The 15624-nt window shown below is 64.4% G+C and carries 12 protein-coding genes and 1 tRNA gene; 9 read left to right on the forward strand and 4 right to left on the reverse strand.

Annotated elements, in window-relative coordinates; genetic code table 11:
* Positions 1-97 precede the first annotated feature (97 nt).
* Together ACFQ24_RS15165 and ACFQ24_RS15170 are read left to right on the forward strand one after the other, a co-directional pair.
* Entirely contained in the window at positions 98-1183 is a 1086-nt protein-coding gene (locus tag ACFQ24_RS15165) for a hypothetical protein (RefSeq protein ID WP_380912683.1), read from the forward strand.
* Positions 1184-1450: 267 nt separating this feature from the next.
* Positions 1451-3046 carry a recombinase family protein gene (locus tag ACFQ24_RS15170; RefSeq protein ID WP_380912685.1) on the forward strand — a complete coding sequence of 532 codons (1596 nt, stop codon included), beginning with the start codon at positions 1451-1453 and terminating at the stop codon, positions 3044-3046.
* Here ACFQ24_RS15170 and ACFQ24_RS15175 read toward each other — a convergent pair.
* Positions 3017-3092: transfer RNA gene (locus ACFQ24_RS15175), tRNA-Thr, on the reverse strand. The genes ACFQ24_RS15170 and ACFQ24_RS15175 overlap by 30 nt on opposite strands.
* A 187-nt stretch (positions 3093-3279) precedes the next feature.
* Here ACFQ24_RS15175 and ACFQ24_RS15180 point away from each other — a divergent pair.
* Positions 3280-4581, forward strand: a complete 1302-nt coding sequence (locus ACFQ24_RS15180) for a PAS domain-containing protein (protein WP_380912687.1) — start codon at positions 3280-3282, stop codon at positions 4579-4581.
* 186 nt (positions 4582-4767) lie between these two features.
* Positions 4768-9432, forward strand: coding sequence for an NAD-glutamate dehydrogenase (locus ACFQ24_RS15185; protein ID WP_380912689.1), 4665 nt, complete (start codon positions 4768-4770; stop codon positions 9430-9432).
* Between the two features lie 42 nt (positions 9433-9474).
* Here the strand turns inward: ACFQ24_RS15185 and ACFQ24_RS15190 are convergent, their stop codons facing one another.
* Positions 9475-10434 carry an MlaA family lipoprotein gene (locus ACFQ24_RS15190; protein WP_380912691.1) on the reverse strand — a complete coding sequence of 320 codons (960 nt, stop codon included), beginning with the start codon at positions 10432-10434 and terminating at the stop codon, positions 9475-9477.
* A gap of 228 nt (positions 10435-10662) precedes the next feature.
* Between ACFQ24_RS15190 and ACFQ24_RS15195 the strand changes: the two genes are divergently transcribed.
* From ACFQ24_RS15195 to ACFQ24_RS15215, 5 genes are all read left to right on the forward strand, one after another.
* The gene (locus tag ACFQ24_RS15195; protein WP_380912693.1) at positions 10663-11307 is read left to right on the forward strand and encodes a PepSY-associated TM helix domain-containing protein; all 645 of its coding nucleotides are present in this window, start codon (positions 10663-10665) and stop codon (positions 11305-11307) included.
* Positions 11308-11317: 10 nt separating this feature from the next.
* Positions 11318-11845: a DUF2271 domain-containing protein gene (locus tag ACFQ24_RS15200; RefSeq protein ID WP_380912695.1), complete on the forward strand. Its 528-nt coding sequence runs from the start codon at positions 11318-11320 to the stop codon at positions 11843-11845.
* An 11-nt stretch (positions 11846-11856) separates the two neighbouring features.
* The gene (locus ACFQ24_RS15205) at positions 11857-12714 is read left to right on the forward strand and encodes a DUF4198 domain-containing protein (RefSeq protein ID WP_380912697.1); all 858 of its coding nucleotides are present in this window, start codon (positions 11857-11859) and stop codon (positions 12712-12714) included.
* Between the two features lie 110 nt (positions 12715-12824).
* Complete coding sequence (locus ACFQ24_RS15210) at positions 12825-13694, forward strand: FAD:protein FMN transferase (RefSeq protein WP_380912937.1); 870 nt, start codon at positions 12825-12827, stop codon at positions 13692-13694.
* Between the two features lie 73 nt (positions 13695-13767).
* Positions 13768-14136: a YciI family protein gene (locus ACFQ24_RS15215; RefSeq protein WP_380912699.1), complete on the forward strand. Its 369-nt coding sequence runs from the start codon at positions 13768-13770 to the stop codon at positions 14134-14136.
* Between the two features lie 17 nt (positions 14137-14153).
* Here the strand turns inward: ACFQ24_RS15215 and ACFQ24_RS15220 are convergent, their stop codons facing one another.
* Complete coding sequence (locus tag ACFQ24_RS15220) at positions 14154-14588, reverse strand: hypothetical protein (RefSeq protein WP_380912701.1); 435 nt, start codon at positions 14586-14588, stop codon at positions 14154-14156.
* Positions 14589-14632: 44 nt separating this feature from the next.
* Positions 14633-15619, reverse strand: coding sequence for an RraA family protein (locus ACFQ24_RS15225; protein ID WP_380912702.1), 987 nt, complete (start codon positions 15617-15619; stop codon positions 14633-14635).
* Between the last annotated feature and the right edge of the window lie 5 nt (positions 15620-15624).

Genomic DNA, 15624 nt, shown 5'->3' on the forward strand with positions numbered 1-15624 from the left:
TCGCTCCTCAGTCAGGGAGTCTTTCGATCCGAATCGGTGACAATTGGATGCCCACGACCTGATCGCGCTCATGCGGTCGGCTCGCGGGAACCAGCCAATGACTTCCAGGGGTGACAAGCAGACGTCCTTTCTCGACGAAAGCAATGAGACCGAAGCCGGACAGAATGGGGATATGGCGCCCGTGCCTTCCCGGGATGAGGGCGCCGCACTTTCCGACCAGGAAACTTTCGCCATCGAACTCGCCGAGCAGGCGGCCGCTCTGGCCGAGGATGCCGAGGATGCTAATTACACTGCGGAGTTCAAGCCCGCCCCTGAGGCACCGGGAGAAATTCTCGTCGCCATCGGCGAGATTTTCGACTGGGAATTTCATCTGCGCGCCTATTCCCCCAGGCATGCCGAGCATGCCTCCGCGCTGGCGCTGACGGCCGCCGATCCTCTCGCCTTCCGTCCGGTAGAACTGGTGAAGAAGGATGGCCGCTACCACCTCAAGAACGGGCGCTACATCCTGGAGGCCATCAAGGCCGCCCACCCCGATGACGACACCATCCTGATCCGGGCGGTCCTGTTCCCCGGCACGGAGGAGGAAGCCGTCGTCGCCATGTGCGACGATGTGCTGGGCTCTGCTGTCGCCACGAAGATGGAGATGGCGCATGGTCTGCTGAACCTTCAGCGCGCGTGTCAGATCAGCCAGATCGCGCTGGCGGAGCGCTATGCCGGCCTGAACGAGGACAAGGTCAGCCGCATGCTCATCGCGGCGCGGCTCCAGCAGGACTTCCCGATACTCTTCGACATCCTCGAAGTCCCGCACAAGGCGCCGATCTCCTACGGCGTGACGGTGAAGAGCGCGCTTAAGGCTCTGGACGAAGCGGACGTTCAGCAGACCCTAGACATTGCCGAGCGCGCCGTTGCCGACGGCAGTCGCTTCAAGCCGGCGGACGCCCTTGAACTGCTCGGCATCGTACCGATGGCCAGCGCGCCCACCGCGCAGCCCAGGCCGATCACGCCGGTCGAGAGCGACGACATACTCGGCCATGACGAGCAGCCGGTTGGCGCGCGTGAGCGCCACGCCGACAATATCGAGCGTCTGCGCCTGCCGGATGTTTCCGGCATGAGCCTGATGGAGCGCGAGGCGGCGGCCGAAGCCTTCATCGCCGAAATCCGCCGTCACTTCGGCCTGGCCTGAGAGAGCGAGCAGGCCGGGCCAGAGACATAGCGTGGGAAAGCGTCCTCAGGACAATGGCTCGAAGGCCGGCCGCAAGGCTGCCGCGCGTGGAAAATCCGCGCGCGGCAGCATGCGTCCCGTTCCGGTCTACAGTCAGTTCCCTTCGGACTTGCCTATTTCCCGCAATGAGATTCAAATCGTTCTGGATGCGCTTGGCCCTGACCTTGCCGCCCTGTTTTCGGAGGATGGATAATGAAACACGGCCGTGGATCCAAAGGTGGCGCCAGAATGCGAGCCTATATCTATCTGCGGCTGAGCGTCGATAAAGAGGATGGCAAGGCGCAGAGCATCGACGCCCAGCGCACCGCCATCCATGACTATGCCCGGCGCAACAATATCGAGATCGTCGAGGAGTTTGCCGACACCGGCCTCAGTGGCCAGTCCTCGAAGAGGCCCGCCTTCAACCGGATGATCGAGCAGGCGACGGATGGCACGAATCCCGTCGATATCGTCCTGATCTACCGGATCGCCCGTCTGGCCCGCAATATGCGGCTATTCTTCAATTCGCTTGACGGGCTCGCGGATGCAGGCGTCGAGGTGATCTCTATCACCGAGAATTTCGGCGAAAACCGCCGCAACAAGCGCATGGGCCAGACCATCTCCGCGATGGTAGCCGAGCAGCAGGCCATTGACGCCTCGATCTACACATCCAAGAGCCGTCGCGAGAATGCCCGACAGGGCTTCTATAATGGCGGTCCGGTGGCCTTCGGCTACGAAACCTATGTCGCCAGGAAAGATGGCGACAAGGAACGGATGAAGCTGCGCATCGTCCCGGCCGAAGCAGCGGTGGTCGATCAGATCTTTAATTGGGCCGACATGGGCCGCGGCGGACGCTGGATCGTCAACACGCTCAATAAGCGCGGCACGACTCTGCGCGGCGCGAAATTCTCGAACGGCAATCTCTCAGGCATCCTGAAGCGGATCACATATACCGGTGTTTATTACGACAGGACCGTGGACGATGACGGCAACGTCCCCGATCCGGAGGACTGGATCGCTGTCCCATGCCCGGTGATCATCGATCAGGCGCGGTTCGACCGTGTCAACGCACTGCGGGCATCCAGAAATCCACGCCGCAATGCACCGCATATCGTGGCCGGAACCAATATGCTCACTGGCATCTGCAAATGCGGGATGCCCTCCTGTACGTCTGGCCTCGGCATTCAGTCCGGCAAGAGCGGACAATATTACTATTATGTCTGCGACGCCCGAATCAACAAAGGCAAGACATGTGACGGGCCGCGGATGCGACGGGAAGTCCTGGACGGGCTTGTGCTCGACGCCGTCGAGCAGCAGGTGCTGGCGCCCAACCGTCTGCACGCACTCCTGGCCGATTTGCTGGACCTTTCCGATCAGAAGCGTGTCCAGCGCGAGGCGGAACTGACCTACGCGCGTACGGAGCAGACGCGGCTCAGGACGGCGATCGAAAATCTGCTCATTCTGGTAGAGACCGGCCGGATGGGCGCGCGCGATCCGATCTTCGCCAAGCGCATGGATGAAAACCGCTCTGCCCTTGCTGCCTCCACCGCGCGTATCGAAACGCTGGAAACTCAGCTGGCCAAGGGATCGCGCCGGGTCACGCCCACGACCATCAAGAAATTTGGAGAGACCTTGTCAGCCCGCTTGCGCGATGAGGATGCGACGCTGCGCAAGGCCTATGTTCGCATGCTGGTGTCCAAGGTCACCGTATCCAAGGAGCAGATCACCATCTCAGGCCCGAAGGCTGTGCTGGAGAATGGTGTCTGCAACGGTGTCCCGCGTCTGATGGGCATGGTGCCCATCTTTGACCGGGAGTGGTGCCGCTTACGTGACTCGAACACGTGACCCTCGCATTACGAATGCGATGCTCTACCAACTGAGCTAAAGCGGCGTCGGGCGGGCAGATAACAGCGGTTGATGGATAGGACAAGCGGGCATTTCACACGCGCGATGACATTCGCCTGCTGCCGAGGGCGACGGCGCGCCGTCTCTCGGGCGAGTCATTTACCCCTCTTTTACCATCCCCTGCGAAAGTCGGAAAAAGACGCGACTTGCAGGTTTGAGACAGGGGCATTCGGATGGACACGCTGCGGGGGCATGACGCCGCGAACGATCAGGATGATTTCGACTATGCCGACGCGATGGAGGTCGAAGTCCCGCCGGCTGCGGTGTCGGAAGAACGGCGCATGCAGGTCCGCGCCTATAATTATTGGGCGTCGCTGCTGGGCGACCGCGCACTCCCGTCGATAGAGGATCTTTCGCCCGATCAACTGGAAGATTTCGGCCCCTATGCGGTGCTGCTGGACTTCAGTGCCGGGCTGGACAATCCGGCGATCGTCTATCTCGGCGCGGCGCTGCGTCAGGAGTGCGGCGTCGAAGGCCCGATCAACTATATCGACGACGTTCCGGCCCGGTCTCTCCTGTCCCGGCTGACGGACCATTATCTGCAGATCATCGCCAACGAAGCGCCCGTGGGGTTCGAGGCGGAGTTCGTCAACCAGCGCGGCGCGGAGATCATGTATCGCGGCATATTGATGCCCTTCTCGTCCGATGACGAAACCATCGATTTCGTGTTCGGCGTCATCAACTGGAAGGAAGTGGCGAGCCGCAGCGTCTCCGATGCGTTGGAAATGGAGATGAGCGAAGCGCTGCGCACCGCACCTGCGGCGCATGGCAATGGACCGATCTGGGCGGATGGCCCGTTGGCGCACGGCAGCGATGACCCTGCGATCGACGAGGATGACGACGCGCTCGACCTTGCCGGCATGGAGTGCCCTGCCGATGATGCTTCGCTTGCCGACTGGCTGGCGCTCGCCCGGGATGGCGCCGCGCGGGTGCGCATTTGCGAGGCGCGCAGCCACGCGGCACTCTATCGCGCGGTCAGCCTGTCCTACGACTTTGCCCTCGTCGCGAATGTGCGCCCCGATGACTATGCCGAGCTGTTGCACGATTATGGCGTGAAGGCGCAGGCGCGCAGCCCCATGACTGCGATCATAAAACTGGTTTTCGGCGCAACCTACGACAAGACGCGCATTACCGAATATGCGACCGCCCTGGATCATGCCATGGGACAGGGGCTGGGCGTCGGCGCGCTGGCGGATTACCTGACTGCCTACAAGGGCGGTCTGAAGGCGCTGGTGCGCAACGAACGCGCCGCCCGTCGCTCGATGCGGCCCGACCGTCCCGACCGCGGGGAAGCCGCCCGTGCGGTCATCCGCGCCGCCCCCGCGCTCGACCCCACCACGCTGGCCACCGACGATGACGGGCTGGCGATCGTCGTCGCGCGCCGCGAGGCGGATGGAAGCCTGGCGCTCGTCGCCGCCCTGCCCGAAGGGTCGGACCTCGGTCAGAAGGTCATCCTTGCCGCGGCCCGAAGCTGACGTCCTCTTGCAGCATATTCGTGATCACATAATTTCAAGATGATGAAATTTTATTCCATGCGGGGTTGAGCCGGTCCAATCGCGGGCGCATAAGACCGTCCTGAGCCGAGGAGTCGCATGGCGGCGATCCAGCGCCTCCTCCGTTAACGATCGAAGCGGATCGAACCGCACAGAGAGGTGGAGCGAATGACGGCGCTGGCGGAAGCGAAGAACAAGGAAGTCGATACGGGCATTCGCCAAGCACTGGCAGACGCGCTGGAACGGGGCGCTTTGCCCGGTGAGAGCGAGGGACTGGACGAAGCGACGCTGGCGCAGGCCGCCGCTTTCCTTGGCCGCACCGCCAACGACCGCAAGCCCGGCGAGGCCGCCATCGCCATCGAAACGCTGGGCGAAGGGGCCACCGGCCGCTTCATGCGGTTCGCCATTGTCAATGACGACATGCCCTTCCTGGTGGATTCGATCGCCAATGCGCTGGCGGCGGCGGACATCACGATCCACCGGCTGCTTCATCCGGTGCTGTCGGTCGAGCGTGGCGGCGACGGAGCGCTGGCGGCTATCCTGGACGACGATGTTCCGGGCGCGCGCCGGGAATCGATGATCTATATCGAGGCGGATCGCGCCGACGCAAAGGCCCGCCGCGCCATCGAGAAGGCGCTGCAGGAAACGCTGGCCGACGTGCGCGCGGCCGTTACCGACTGGACCAAGATGCAGTCGGCCATGGCCGCGGACGCCGATGCTGTGCCGGATGAGGAAGGCGCGGCGCTGCTGCGCTGGTTCCTGGCTCGTCATTTCACCCAGACCGGCCACGAAATACTGGACCGCACCGGCAAGAGCACGAAGCCGCTGGGGATTTGCACCCGCCATGACCGCCCTTTGATCGCCCCGGCATCGCTCGAGGCGGCCTTCGCCTGGTTCGAGGAAGGCAAGCGCACCCCCCTCATCATCAAGTCCAGCCGCATCTCGCGCGTGCATCGCCATGTGCTGCTCGACCTCATCATCGTGCCGATCCGCGAGGGGCGCGACGTCAAGGCGCTGTCCATCCACGCAGGCATGTGGACCAGTTCCGGCCTTGCTGCGACGCCCGACAAGGTGCCGCTGCTCCGGTCCGCCCTGTCCACCCTGATGGACAAGTTCGGCTTCGATCCGCAGGGTCATGCCGGCAAGACATTGGCACATGCCCTGACCGCCCTCCCCCACGACATCACCGTCGGGTTCGACCGGGAGACGCTGGAACGGCTGGCGCTGACCTTCATGTCGCTGACGGATCGGCCGCGCCCCAAGCTGGCGCTGGCGACCAGTGCGCTGGCGCGTCATCTGTACGCCTTCGTCTGGTTGCCGCGTGACGAACTGTCGACCGCGCGCCGCGTCGCCGTGCAGGACATGCTGGCTGAGGCGGCGAAGGGACCGGTGCTCAGCTGGTCCATCGCGCTGGAAGAAGGTGGCCTTGCGCTGCTTCGCATCACGCTTGACCTGCGCGAAGGCGGCATCGTGCCGGATGCCGCCATGCTCGACCGCCAGTTGCAGCAGATGGTGCGCGGCTGGGTTCCGGCGGTAGAGGAAGCACTGGCCGAAAGCGAAGAAGGCGGCCGCGCGGCAGCGCTGGCGCAGCGCTTCGCGCCCGGCTTCCCGCTGGCCTACCGCAACGGCGCGGGTCCGGCCGAAGCGGCGATCGACATCCGCCTGATCCACGGCCTTTCGGGTGAAGCGGACAAGTCGATCCGCATCTACCGCAATGCAGAAGATAGCGGCGAACGGCTCCGCCTCAAACTCTACAGCCATGCCACGGTCGCGCTGTCCGAAGTGGTGCCGGTGTTCGAGAATTTCGGCTTCCGGGTCATCGAGGAGATGACCACGGCGCTCGACGGCGGCGCGCTCGGCCATGTGCAGCGCTTCGTGCTCGAACTGCCGGCCGGAGCCGACGCGCAGGCGGTGGTCGATCGTGCATCCATCGTCACCGAAGCGATCGCTCAGGTGGTGGAAGGGCGCGCCGAGAATGACCGGTTCAACGAACTGATCGTGACGGCGGGCCTTGCTCCCCGATCGGTCGTGCTGTTCCGTGCGCTATATCGCTATCTCCGCCAGACCGGCGTCGCCTATGGCATGGCGACCTTTGCCGAAACGCTCCGCAAGGCGCAGGATGTGGCCGCAAACCTCGTCACGCTGTTCGAAGCGCTGCACGACCCGGCGGCGCAGGACGGCGCGGCCGAACGGGTCGCCGAGGCGCAGGCTGCGATCGACGCGGGGCTGGAACAAGTCACGGCCATAGACGAGGATCGCGTGCTGCGCCTGTTGCGCGCGGTGATCACGGCGACGCTGCGTACCAACTTCTTCGGCAAGGCGGCGGCAGAGGCGCTGGCGTTCAAGCTCGACAGCGCGCAGGTGCCCGGCCTTCCGGCGCCCCTGCCCTGGCGCGAAATCTGGGTCTATTCGCCGCGGGTCGAAGGCATTCACCTGCGCGCCGGCCCCGTCGCGCGCGGCGGCCTGCGCTGGTCGGATCGGCGCGACGATTTCCGCACCGAGATATTGGGCCTGATGAAGGCGCAGCGGGTGAAGAACGCGGTCATCGTTCCGACCGGCGCGAAGGGTGGCTTCTACCCCAAGCAACTGCCCAATCCGCAGGTCGATCGTGACGCCTGGTTGGCGGAAGGCACGGAAAGCTACCGCATCTTCATCCGCGCGCTGCTGTCGATCACCGACGATATCGTCAAGAACAAGGTGAAGCATCCGGCAGAAGTCATGGTGCATGACGGCGAAGACCCCTATTTCGTCGTCGCGGCAGACAAGGGCACGGCGACCTTTTCCGACGTCGCCAATGCCATCGCGCTGGATCGCGACTTCTGGCTGGGCGACGCCTTCGCCAGCGGCGGATCCAACGGCTACGACCATAAGGCGATGGGCATTACCGCGCGCGGCGCATGGATCAGCGTCCAGCGCCATTTCGCCGAGATGGGCGTCGATGTTCAGAGGGAACCGGTCAGCGTCGTTGGTTGCGGCGACATGTCGGGCGATGTGTTCGGCAACGGCATGCTGCTCAGCAAGGCGATCAAGCTGGTCGCCGCCTTCGATCATCGCCACATCTTCTTCGATCCATCGCCCGATCCGGAAAAGAGCTGGGCGGAACGCAAACGCATGTTCCAGCTGCCCCGGTCGAGCTGGGACGATTATGACAAGTCGCTGATTTCCAACGGTGGCGGCGTGTTCCCGCGCAGCCTGAAGCGCATCACGCTGACGCCCGAAATGCAGGCGACGCTGGGGGTGAGCGACACGGAAATGGAGCCCACCGCGCTTATTTCCGCCATCCTCATGGCTCCAGCCGACCTGCTCTGGTTCGGGGGCATCGGCACCTATGTGAAGGCGGCGTCGCAGAGCCACGGCGATGTCGGCGATCCCGCGAACGACCGGTTGCGCGTAAATGCCGAGCAGCTGCGGGTCAGGGTGGTCGGCGAAGGCGCGAACCTTGGCGTGACGCAGGCGGGGCGCATCGCCTTTTCGTTGAAGGGCGGCCGCATCAACACCGACTTCATCGACAACAGCGCCGGCGTCGATTGTTCGGACAATGAGGTGAACATCAAGATCGCGCTCAACAAGGAAATGGCGGAAGGCCGCCTGCCCTTCGAGGCGCGCAACGCCTTGCTCGTCAGCATGACCGATGCGGTCGCGGACATCGTGCTGGAGGACAACCGGCTTCAAGCACTCGGCCTTTCCATCGCGGAAGCCGGTGGGGCCGCGAGCCTTGCCTCCTATGTCCGTCTGATCGAGACGTTCGAGGAAAGCGGCCGACTGGACCGTCAGGTCGAAGGGCTTGCCGCGAACGACCAGTTGTTGCGGCGCGCGCAGGACGGCCAGGGCCTCACCCGGCCCGAACTCGCCGTCCTGCTGTCCACCGCCAAGCTGGCGCTGCAGGATGCGATCGAACATGGCGATCTGGGCAATGACGAGAGCATGACCGCCGAGCTGATGGCAGCTTTCCCCCGCGCCATGCAGGACGAGGAAGCGAACGCGATCGCCAGCCATGCGCTGCGCAAGGAGATCATAGCCACCAAGGTTGCGAACCGCATCGTCAACCGGCTCGGCCTCATCCACCCGTTCGAACTGGCGGAGGAGGAAGGCTGCTCGCTCGCCGACCTCGCCTGCGCCTTCCTGATTGCGGAACGCCTCTATGATATTGGCGCGCTGTGGGCAGCCATCGACGCGGCCGACATGTCAGAAGCGGCGCGCCTCGCGCTGTTCGGCGACATCGCTGACGGAATGCGTGCGCAGATCGCCGACATCCTGCGCGCCCTGCCCGCCGGCACACTGCCCGGCGAGGGGCAGGCGAAGCTGGCAAAAGGCGTGGATTTGCTTGCAGCCCAGGTCGATGATCTTCTGACCGTCGAAGTGCAGCGGCGCACCAACGCGGTGGTCGACCGGCTGCTTGGCCTCGGTGCGCCGGAAGCCTTGGCACTGCGCACGGCCGGCCTGTTCAAGCTCGACGGCGCGGTCGGCATCGCAGCGCTGGCAGCGCGCATGGGCGTCGATGAAATCGCCCTCACCCGTGCCTTCACCCATCTGGGCGAAACCGTGGGCATCGACTGGGTCCAGTCCGCCGCGGCGCGCATGGCGCCCACCGATCCGTGGGAGCGCCTGCTCATATCCGGCGTGGCCCGCGACATGCAGCAGGTGCGGCTCGACTTCCTGGCGCAGGGCAAGGACAAGGACGTCGCCACCCATGTCGAAAACTGGTTGCAGGCGAAGGGCGCACGCATCCGGCAGTTCCGCAACCTCATTCAGAGGGCCAAGGCTGCGGCTACGCCCAACGTCGCCATGATGGCCGAGATTGCCGGCCAGGCGCGCGGCCTTTTGGGCCGGTAAGTCCCGAACGCTCCCGCTCCGACGAGCGGGAGCGGCACCGGCTTATTGCGCAGTGCCAGCGTCAGGCTGCGTCACCGGATCGGCATCAGGATCCGGGATCGTCACCTTGGGCGCGCCCTTCTTGCCAGGCGTCGGCAAATCCTCGCCATAGATCGGCACCACCGGGTCCGCCGGCGCGCGACCGTGCAGGGCGTCGATCTCCGCCTGCCGCTGTTTCAGGTACAATTCCTTGTACACGGTATAAGGATCGTCCTGCTTGCGGATTTCCTGGATCGTCTCGTCGAACGCGGCCCGCTCGCCCAGTTGGTTGAGGATGGTCGCGGGGATCACGTAGGAAGGCTTGTTGAACGGCGCGCCGATGGCCATGGGCAGGATGAGCTTGTCCACCGTATCGCCGATGATGTCGCGCACCGTGGTCGGCCCGACGATCGGCAGATACATATATGGACCGGCGCCGATGCCGTAGAAGCCCAGCGTGTTGGCAAGGCCGTTGTTCCGGTGCGGCAGGAAGAAGGGCTTGCGCTTCGCCACGTCGAACAGACCGAAAACGCCAAGGGTCGTGTTGACGCCAAACCGTCCTACAGTTTCGAAGGCTTTACCGGGCTTGAACTGAAGCAGATAGGCGGCGGCCACGATCGGTTCGCCGATGTTCGAGAAAAAGTTGCGCAGCCCCTTGCGCACCGGTCGGGGCAGGCCCTTGTTATAAGCCTTGGCGACGGGCTCGATCACGGCCTTATCGACCGACTGCACCGCCTCAAAGCTCTTGGCATTGATCTCTTCGAGCGGATCCCCCTTCGGCGCGCCCTTCTCACCGGTGACGACGATGTCCGGACCCGCTGCGGACTGTCCCAAAGCTGTCGCAGGATTGTTCGCGGCGGGCTGCTGCACCGTCGAGGACGGGGGAAGCGTTTGCACGACGGGTGGCGGAGCAGCAGCTTCAGCGCCCGCCTCCGCCTGCGCACCCATCAACATCATTCCTGCGGCGACGGCCGGCACAATCATAGTCTATCCTTCGTATAGACCGCCGCCCCCACGCGGTGGATCAACGCTGTCTGACCGGCGTCAATCCGTGTCAAATGAAAGACATATCGGCTAGGCGGGATGTTGCGCTGCGTCAATAGCCGTTCCCCAATACCAATCTCCTGATTTCCTACTGCGAAGCGTTTGCAATTACGAAGGAGGCGCGTTATGCGATTCTCCTGACGATCTTGCAGGATATTCGCTTCCAATATGCATGGACAGGCCCGCATCCAGGCGCGAAAAGTTAAGAACGCCAAGGCGTTCTGGCTGAAGCAGCTTCATACCTGGCATTGGGTGAGTTCCGCCGTCAGCCTGATCGGGCTGCTGCTGTTCGCGTTCACCGGCATCACGCTCAACCATGCGGCGGATGTGGAAGGCGCGCCGCAGACGATCGAGAAAAGCGTGACATTGCCGACCGGCCTGTTGAAGCAGATCGCGCCGGACTCCCTGCCGGACGCGAAGAAGCCGCTTCCGCCTCCGATCGCCGCCTGGATCGAACGCGAAACCGGTCAGAGCGGCAAGGGTGACGCGGAATGGTCGGCCGATGACATCTATCTTCCCTTGCCCCGTCCCGGCGGCGATGGGTGGGTCTCGATCGATCGGGCCAGCGGGGACGTGACCAGCGAAAGCACCAGCCGGGGCTGGATCAGCTACCTCAACGACCTGCACAAGGGGCGTAATGCAGGGTCGGCATGGTCATGGTTCATCGATATCTTCGCCATCGCCTGCTTCCTGTTCGCGCTGACCGGGCTGCTGCTGCTGTACCTGCACGCAAAAAGGCGTCCTTCGACCTGGCCGCTGGTTGCCGCCGGCCTCGCCATTCCCGCGATCATCGCCATCATCTTCATCCATTGAGGGGACCATCATGCAGATCCGCCATCATCTGCTGCTGACGGGAGCAGGCGCACTGGGCACGGCCATGCCCACGGTTGCCAGCGCGCAGACGCTGAACCTGAACATCGCCATTCCCCGCCTGTCGGTCGCCGAATATCATCGTCCCTATGTCGCCGTCTGGATCGAGAAGGAGGGCGCGACGCCACGGACCCTGTCGATCTGGTACGATCATGACAAGAAGAATGGCGAGGGAACCAAGTGGCTGCGCGACGTGCGCCAATGGTGGCGCGCATCGGGCCGGACGATGCGGTTCCCCGCAGACGGCGTGACCGGCGCGACCCGCGCGCCGGGCGACCAGAAGATCGCCTTCAACGCCGGCCGCGGACCGCTGGGCGCTCTGACGCCGGGCAATTACACGCTGCTGGTGGAAGCGGCACGCGAAGTCGGCGGCCGCGAGCTGCTGCGCCTGCCCTTCTCCTGGCCGCCCAAGCCCGGTGCTACGGTCAGGGTGCAGGGCGGCAGCGAATTGGGCGCGGTGGCGCTGACTTTCGGCAAATGAAGAGGGTGACCATGAAGAAGAGCTATCTGTTCGCGGGCGCCCTTGCCGCCCTGCTTCTCTCCGGCGCAGCGCAGGCGCATCGCCAGTGGATGCTGCCGTCCGCCACCACCCTGTCCGGCGCGGATAGCTGGGTGACGGTGGATGCCGCCATTTCCAACGATCTGTTCTATTTCGAGCATTTCCCGATGCAGACCGATGGGATCGCCGTCACCGAGCCGGACGGAACGCCGGGCAGGATCGAGAATGCCGCCAAGGGCCGCTATCGCTCGACGTTCGACGTGCATCTGACGAAGCCCGGCACGTACCGCATCGCCAATGTGTCGACCGGCATCATGGGCAGCTACATGCTGAACGGCAAGCGCGAGCGGCTGCCGCGCGGGACCACGAAGGACAAGCTGGCCGCCGCCATTCCCGCGGGCGCGACCGAGGTGCAGACCGCGGAGATGTCCAATCGCAACGAAATTTTCGTGACACTGGGTGCACCCACCACCACCCTGTTCAAGCCTGTGGGCGAAGGCATCGAACTGGTGCCGGTGACGCATCCCAACGATCTGGTGGCGGGGGAAGCGGCCACCTTTCAGTTCCTCCTCGACGGAAAGCCGGCGGCGGGCCTCAAGGTCACGGTCATTCCCGGCGGCATCCGCTATCGCGACAGCCTTGGGCAGATGGACCTGACTGCCGACAAGGACGGCAAGGTGGCGATCAGCTGGCCGGAACCGGGCATGTACTGGCTGAACGCCACGATCGGGGGCGAGCGGGAGGGAGGCAATGCGGCAGGCACGCCAGCCGCTCCCCGGCCGGACGCGCCCGCCGGCCCGCCACAGCGCCGCGCGTCCTACGTCACGACGCTGGAAGTGCTGGCGCCCTGACGCAAGGCGCCATGCCCGGCATCCGCGTCGCGATCGCGCCCGACCTGTCGCTCGATCAATTTGTCGATCGGCGGCGGGACGGCGTGGTGGCCGCACATGGCGGGCCGACGATGGGGACGAACTGGTCCGCTCGGACCGTCGATCCGCCCGCTGATGTGGACGGCATCATCACCGCCGTCCTCGCCCGCGTCATCGCCCAGATGAGCAATTGGGAGGCGGATTCGACCGTCAGCCGGTTCAATCGCCTGCCGGCCGGCCAGTGGATGACGTTGCCCAAAGATATGCTGACGGTGCTTAACGCCGCCCTCGACATGGCGCGGCTGTCGGGCGGCGCATTCGATCCGGCCATCGGCCATTGGGTAAACAAATGGGGGTTCGGTGCGGTCACCGGCAATATCGGGGCGGATGTCGGATTGCCCTCTCCCTGGACCTGCATTCAGGTCGAGGGCGATCGCGCACGTCGGACGGCCGATGTCGCACTCGATCTTTCCGGCATCGCCAAGGGCTTTGCCGTGGACGCCGTCGCGTCCGCCCTGCGCGCCGCCGGGGCAGCGAATTTCCTCGTCGAAATTGGCGGGGAATTGCGCGGCGAAGGTGTCAAACCCGATCTCCAGCCATGGTGGGTCGATGTCGAACCTCCTCCAGGCCTTGTGGTGCCCGTCTTGCGGGTCGCTCTCTCGGGCATGGCCATCGCAACATCGGGCGACTACCGCCGCTTCCGCCATATCGACGGTCGCCGCCTGTCGCACAGCATCAACCCGGCAACAGCCGCCCCCATAAAGGAAGGCGTGGCGTCGGTCACGGTGCTGCACGATTCCACGATGATGGCGGATGCCTGGGCGACCGCGATCACCGTCATGGGACCGGAGGCCGGCATGACGCTGGCGACCCGGCACGACCTCGCCGCCCGGCTCGTCCTGCGGACGGCGGAAGGCGCGCGCGAATATATGACCCCTGCCCTTGCAGCGATGCTGGACTGAGGCATGCCGCTGGACTTGCGGTGCCCGTCCATGTCGGCAGGATGCCGACTCACCACAAGCGAAGGAGACGGCGATGCGCGTAATGGTGCTGGTGAAGGCGACGCAGGATAACGAACGAGGCTTCACCCGATCGCCGGAATCGATGGAAGCCATGGCGGCGATGGGCCGCTTCAACGACGAGCTGCGCGCGGCCGGCGTGCTGTTGATGGCGGAAGGGCTGACGCCGTCCTCCGCCGGCAAGCGCGTCGCGTTCGACGGGACGGATCGGGCCGTAGTCGACGGCCCCTTTTCCGCCACCGGCGAGTTGGTCGCGGGCTTCTGGCTATGGGAGGTCCAGGACATGGATGAGGCCGTCGCCTGGGTGAAGCGCTGCCCCAACCCCATGCCCGGCCCCAGCGAGATCGAGATCAGGCCGCTCTACGAATTTGCCGAAACGGCCTGACCTGCTGGACGATCCGGTCAGTCGACCATGATCGTCTGGAACTCGATCTTGTCGTTGCGGACGATGAAGACATCCTTGCCTGACACCTGGCTCGGCTGCCCCTTGTTCTGGACCCAATGCAGGATGACGCTGTCCGGACCGACCGGCTCGATGCGCGTTTCCATCGCCTTGATGCCGGCATGATGATCCTTGTCGGTCAGCGTCGTGAAGACGCGGCTCGCCTGTGCCTGGCCCGAATAGACGCCTGGGCCCTTGGCGGGCATCTGGCCGGCCACCAGCCCTTCGGGCGTGACGACCACGGTGTCGGCGGAATAGTCGGCCATGATCGGCTGGAGCTTGCCGACTTTCATGCTTTCGACATGGCGGGCGACGACCTCGGCCGGCGTGGCGGCATGGGCCGCGGTGGCAAGGCAGAGGCTGGTGGCGATAAGGGCGGCGGCGCGGAAGTGCATGATGGTTGTCCTTTCTGGAACGATGATAGACAAGAAGCGCGACATCATCCTTCGTAGGGGATGCCTGCTTCATGATCGCGGATGATCTGCTGCACGGCTTCGGGCTTGACCGGCAGCTTGTTCTTGTTGGCCTGCAGCCAGGCGAAGAAATCGGCTTCGATCGCGTCGGACCATTTCGTGTCGATCTGCCCCGCCGTATATTTGCCTTCGCGCAGGCGCAGATGACCGAACATGTCGCGCAGCCGGGTATTTTCCGACAGCTTCACAACCTTTTCCGCCAGTTGCGGCGGAATGAAGAGGACGCCTCCGTCCCGCCCCAGCACGATGTCGCCGGGCATGACGGTGGCCTTGCCGATGCGGATCGGCCCGTTGATTCCGACCATGGTGGAATTGAGGCGCGCGCCGGTCGCCATCGCGCCGAAATGGTGCGACGGATCATAGGACCGCACGAACGACACGAAATTGGGCAGTTCCTTGAGCCCGTTGATGTCGCGCACCGCGCCGTCATAGACGACGCCGTTGCCGCTGCGGGCGTAGATCGCGTTGCCCACATTGTCGCCGATGGACGGCCCATCCTGCTTCAGCCCGAAATGATCGCTGACATAGACGTCGCCCTTTTGCAGCATGTCGACCGGCCAGGCGTTCATCGCCCCTTTCCGCTTGTCGGCCACGCCCTGTTTTTCCAGCACGGTCTGGATGTCCGGCCGACCGGGCAGCCATTGGGATGTCAGCGCCCGCCCCACCAATATCTTTTCGGGGAAGATGGACAGCCAGCCATCCTCATATTGATGGTTGAAGCCGGCGCTGCGCAGCGTCGCCCAGGCTTCCTCCAGCGTCACGTCGCGCATCCGCTCCAGGATAGCGTCGGGCACCTTGGGGCGTCCGTCCGGGAAGCGTTCGCCCGTCCAGTCTGGCGTGTAGCGGATCACCTGATCCCGTGAGAAGAATCCATCATCAGCCAGCGCGGGCTGCGGCAGCAGCCACGCCGCCATGGTGAGCGCGGCAACCCTCAAACGTCGGTCAAATCGCATATGGA

This window comes from Sphingobium olei (assembly GCF_042678845.1).
Lineage (GTDB): Bacteria > Pseudomonadota > Alphaproteobacteria > Sphingomonadales > Sphingomonadaceae > Sphingobium > Sphingobium olei.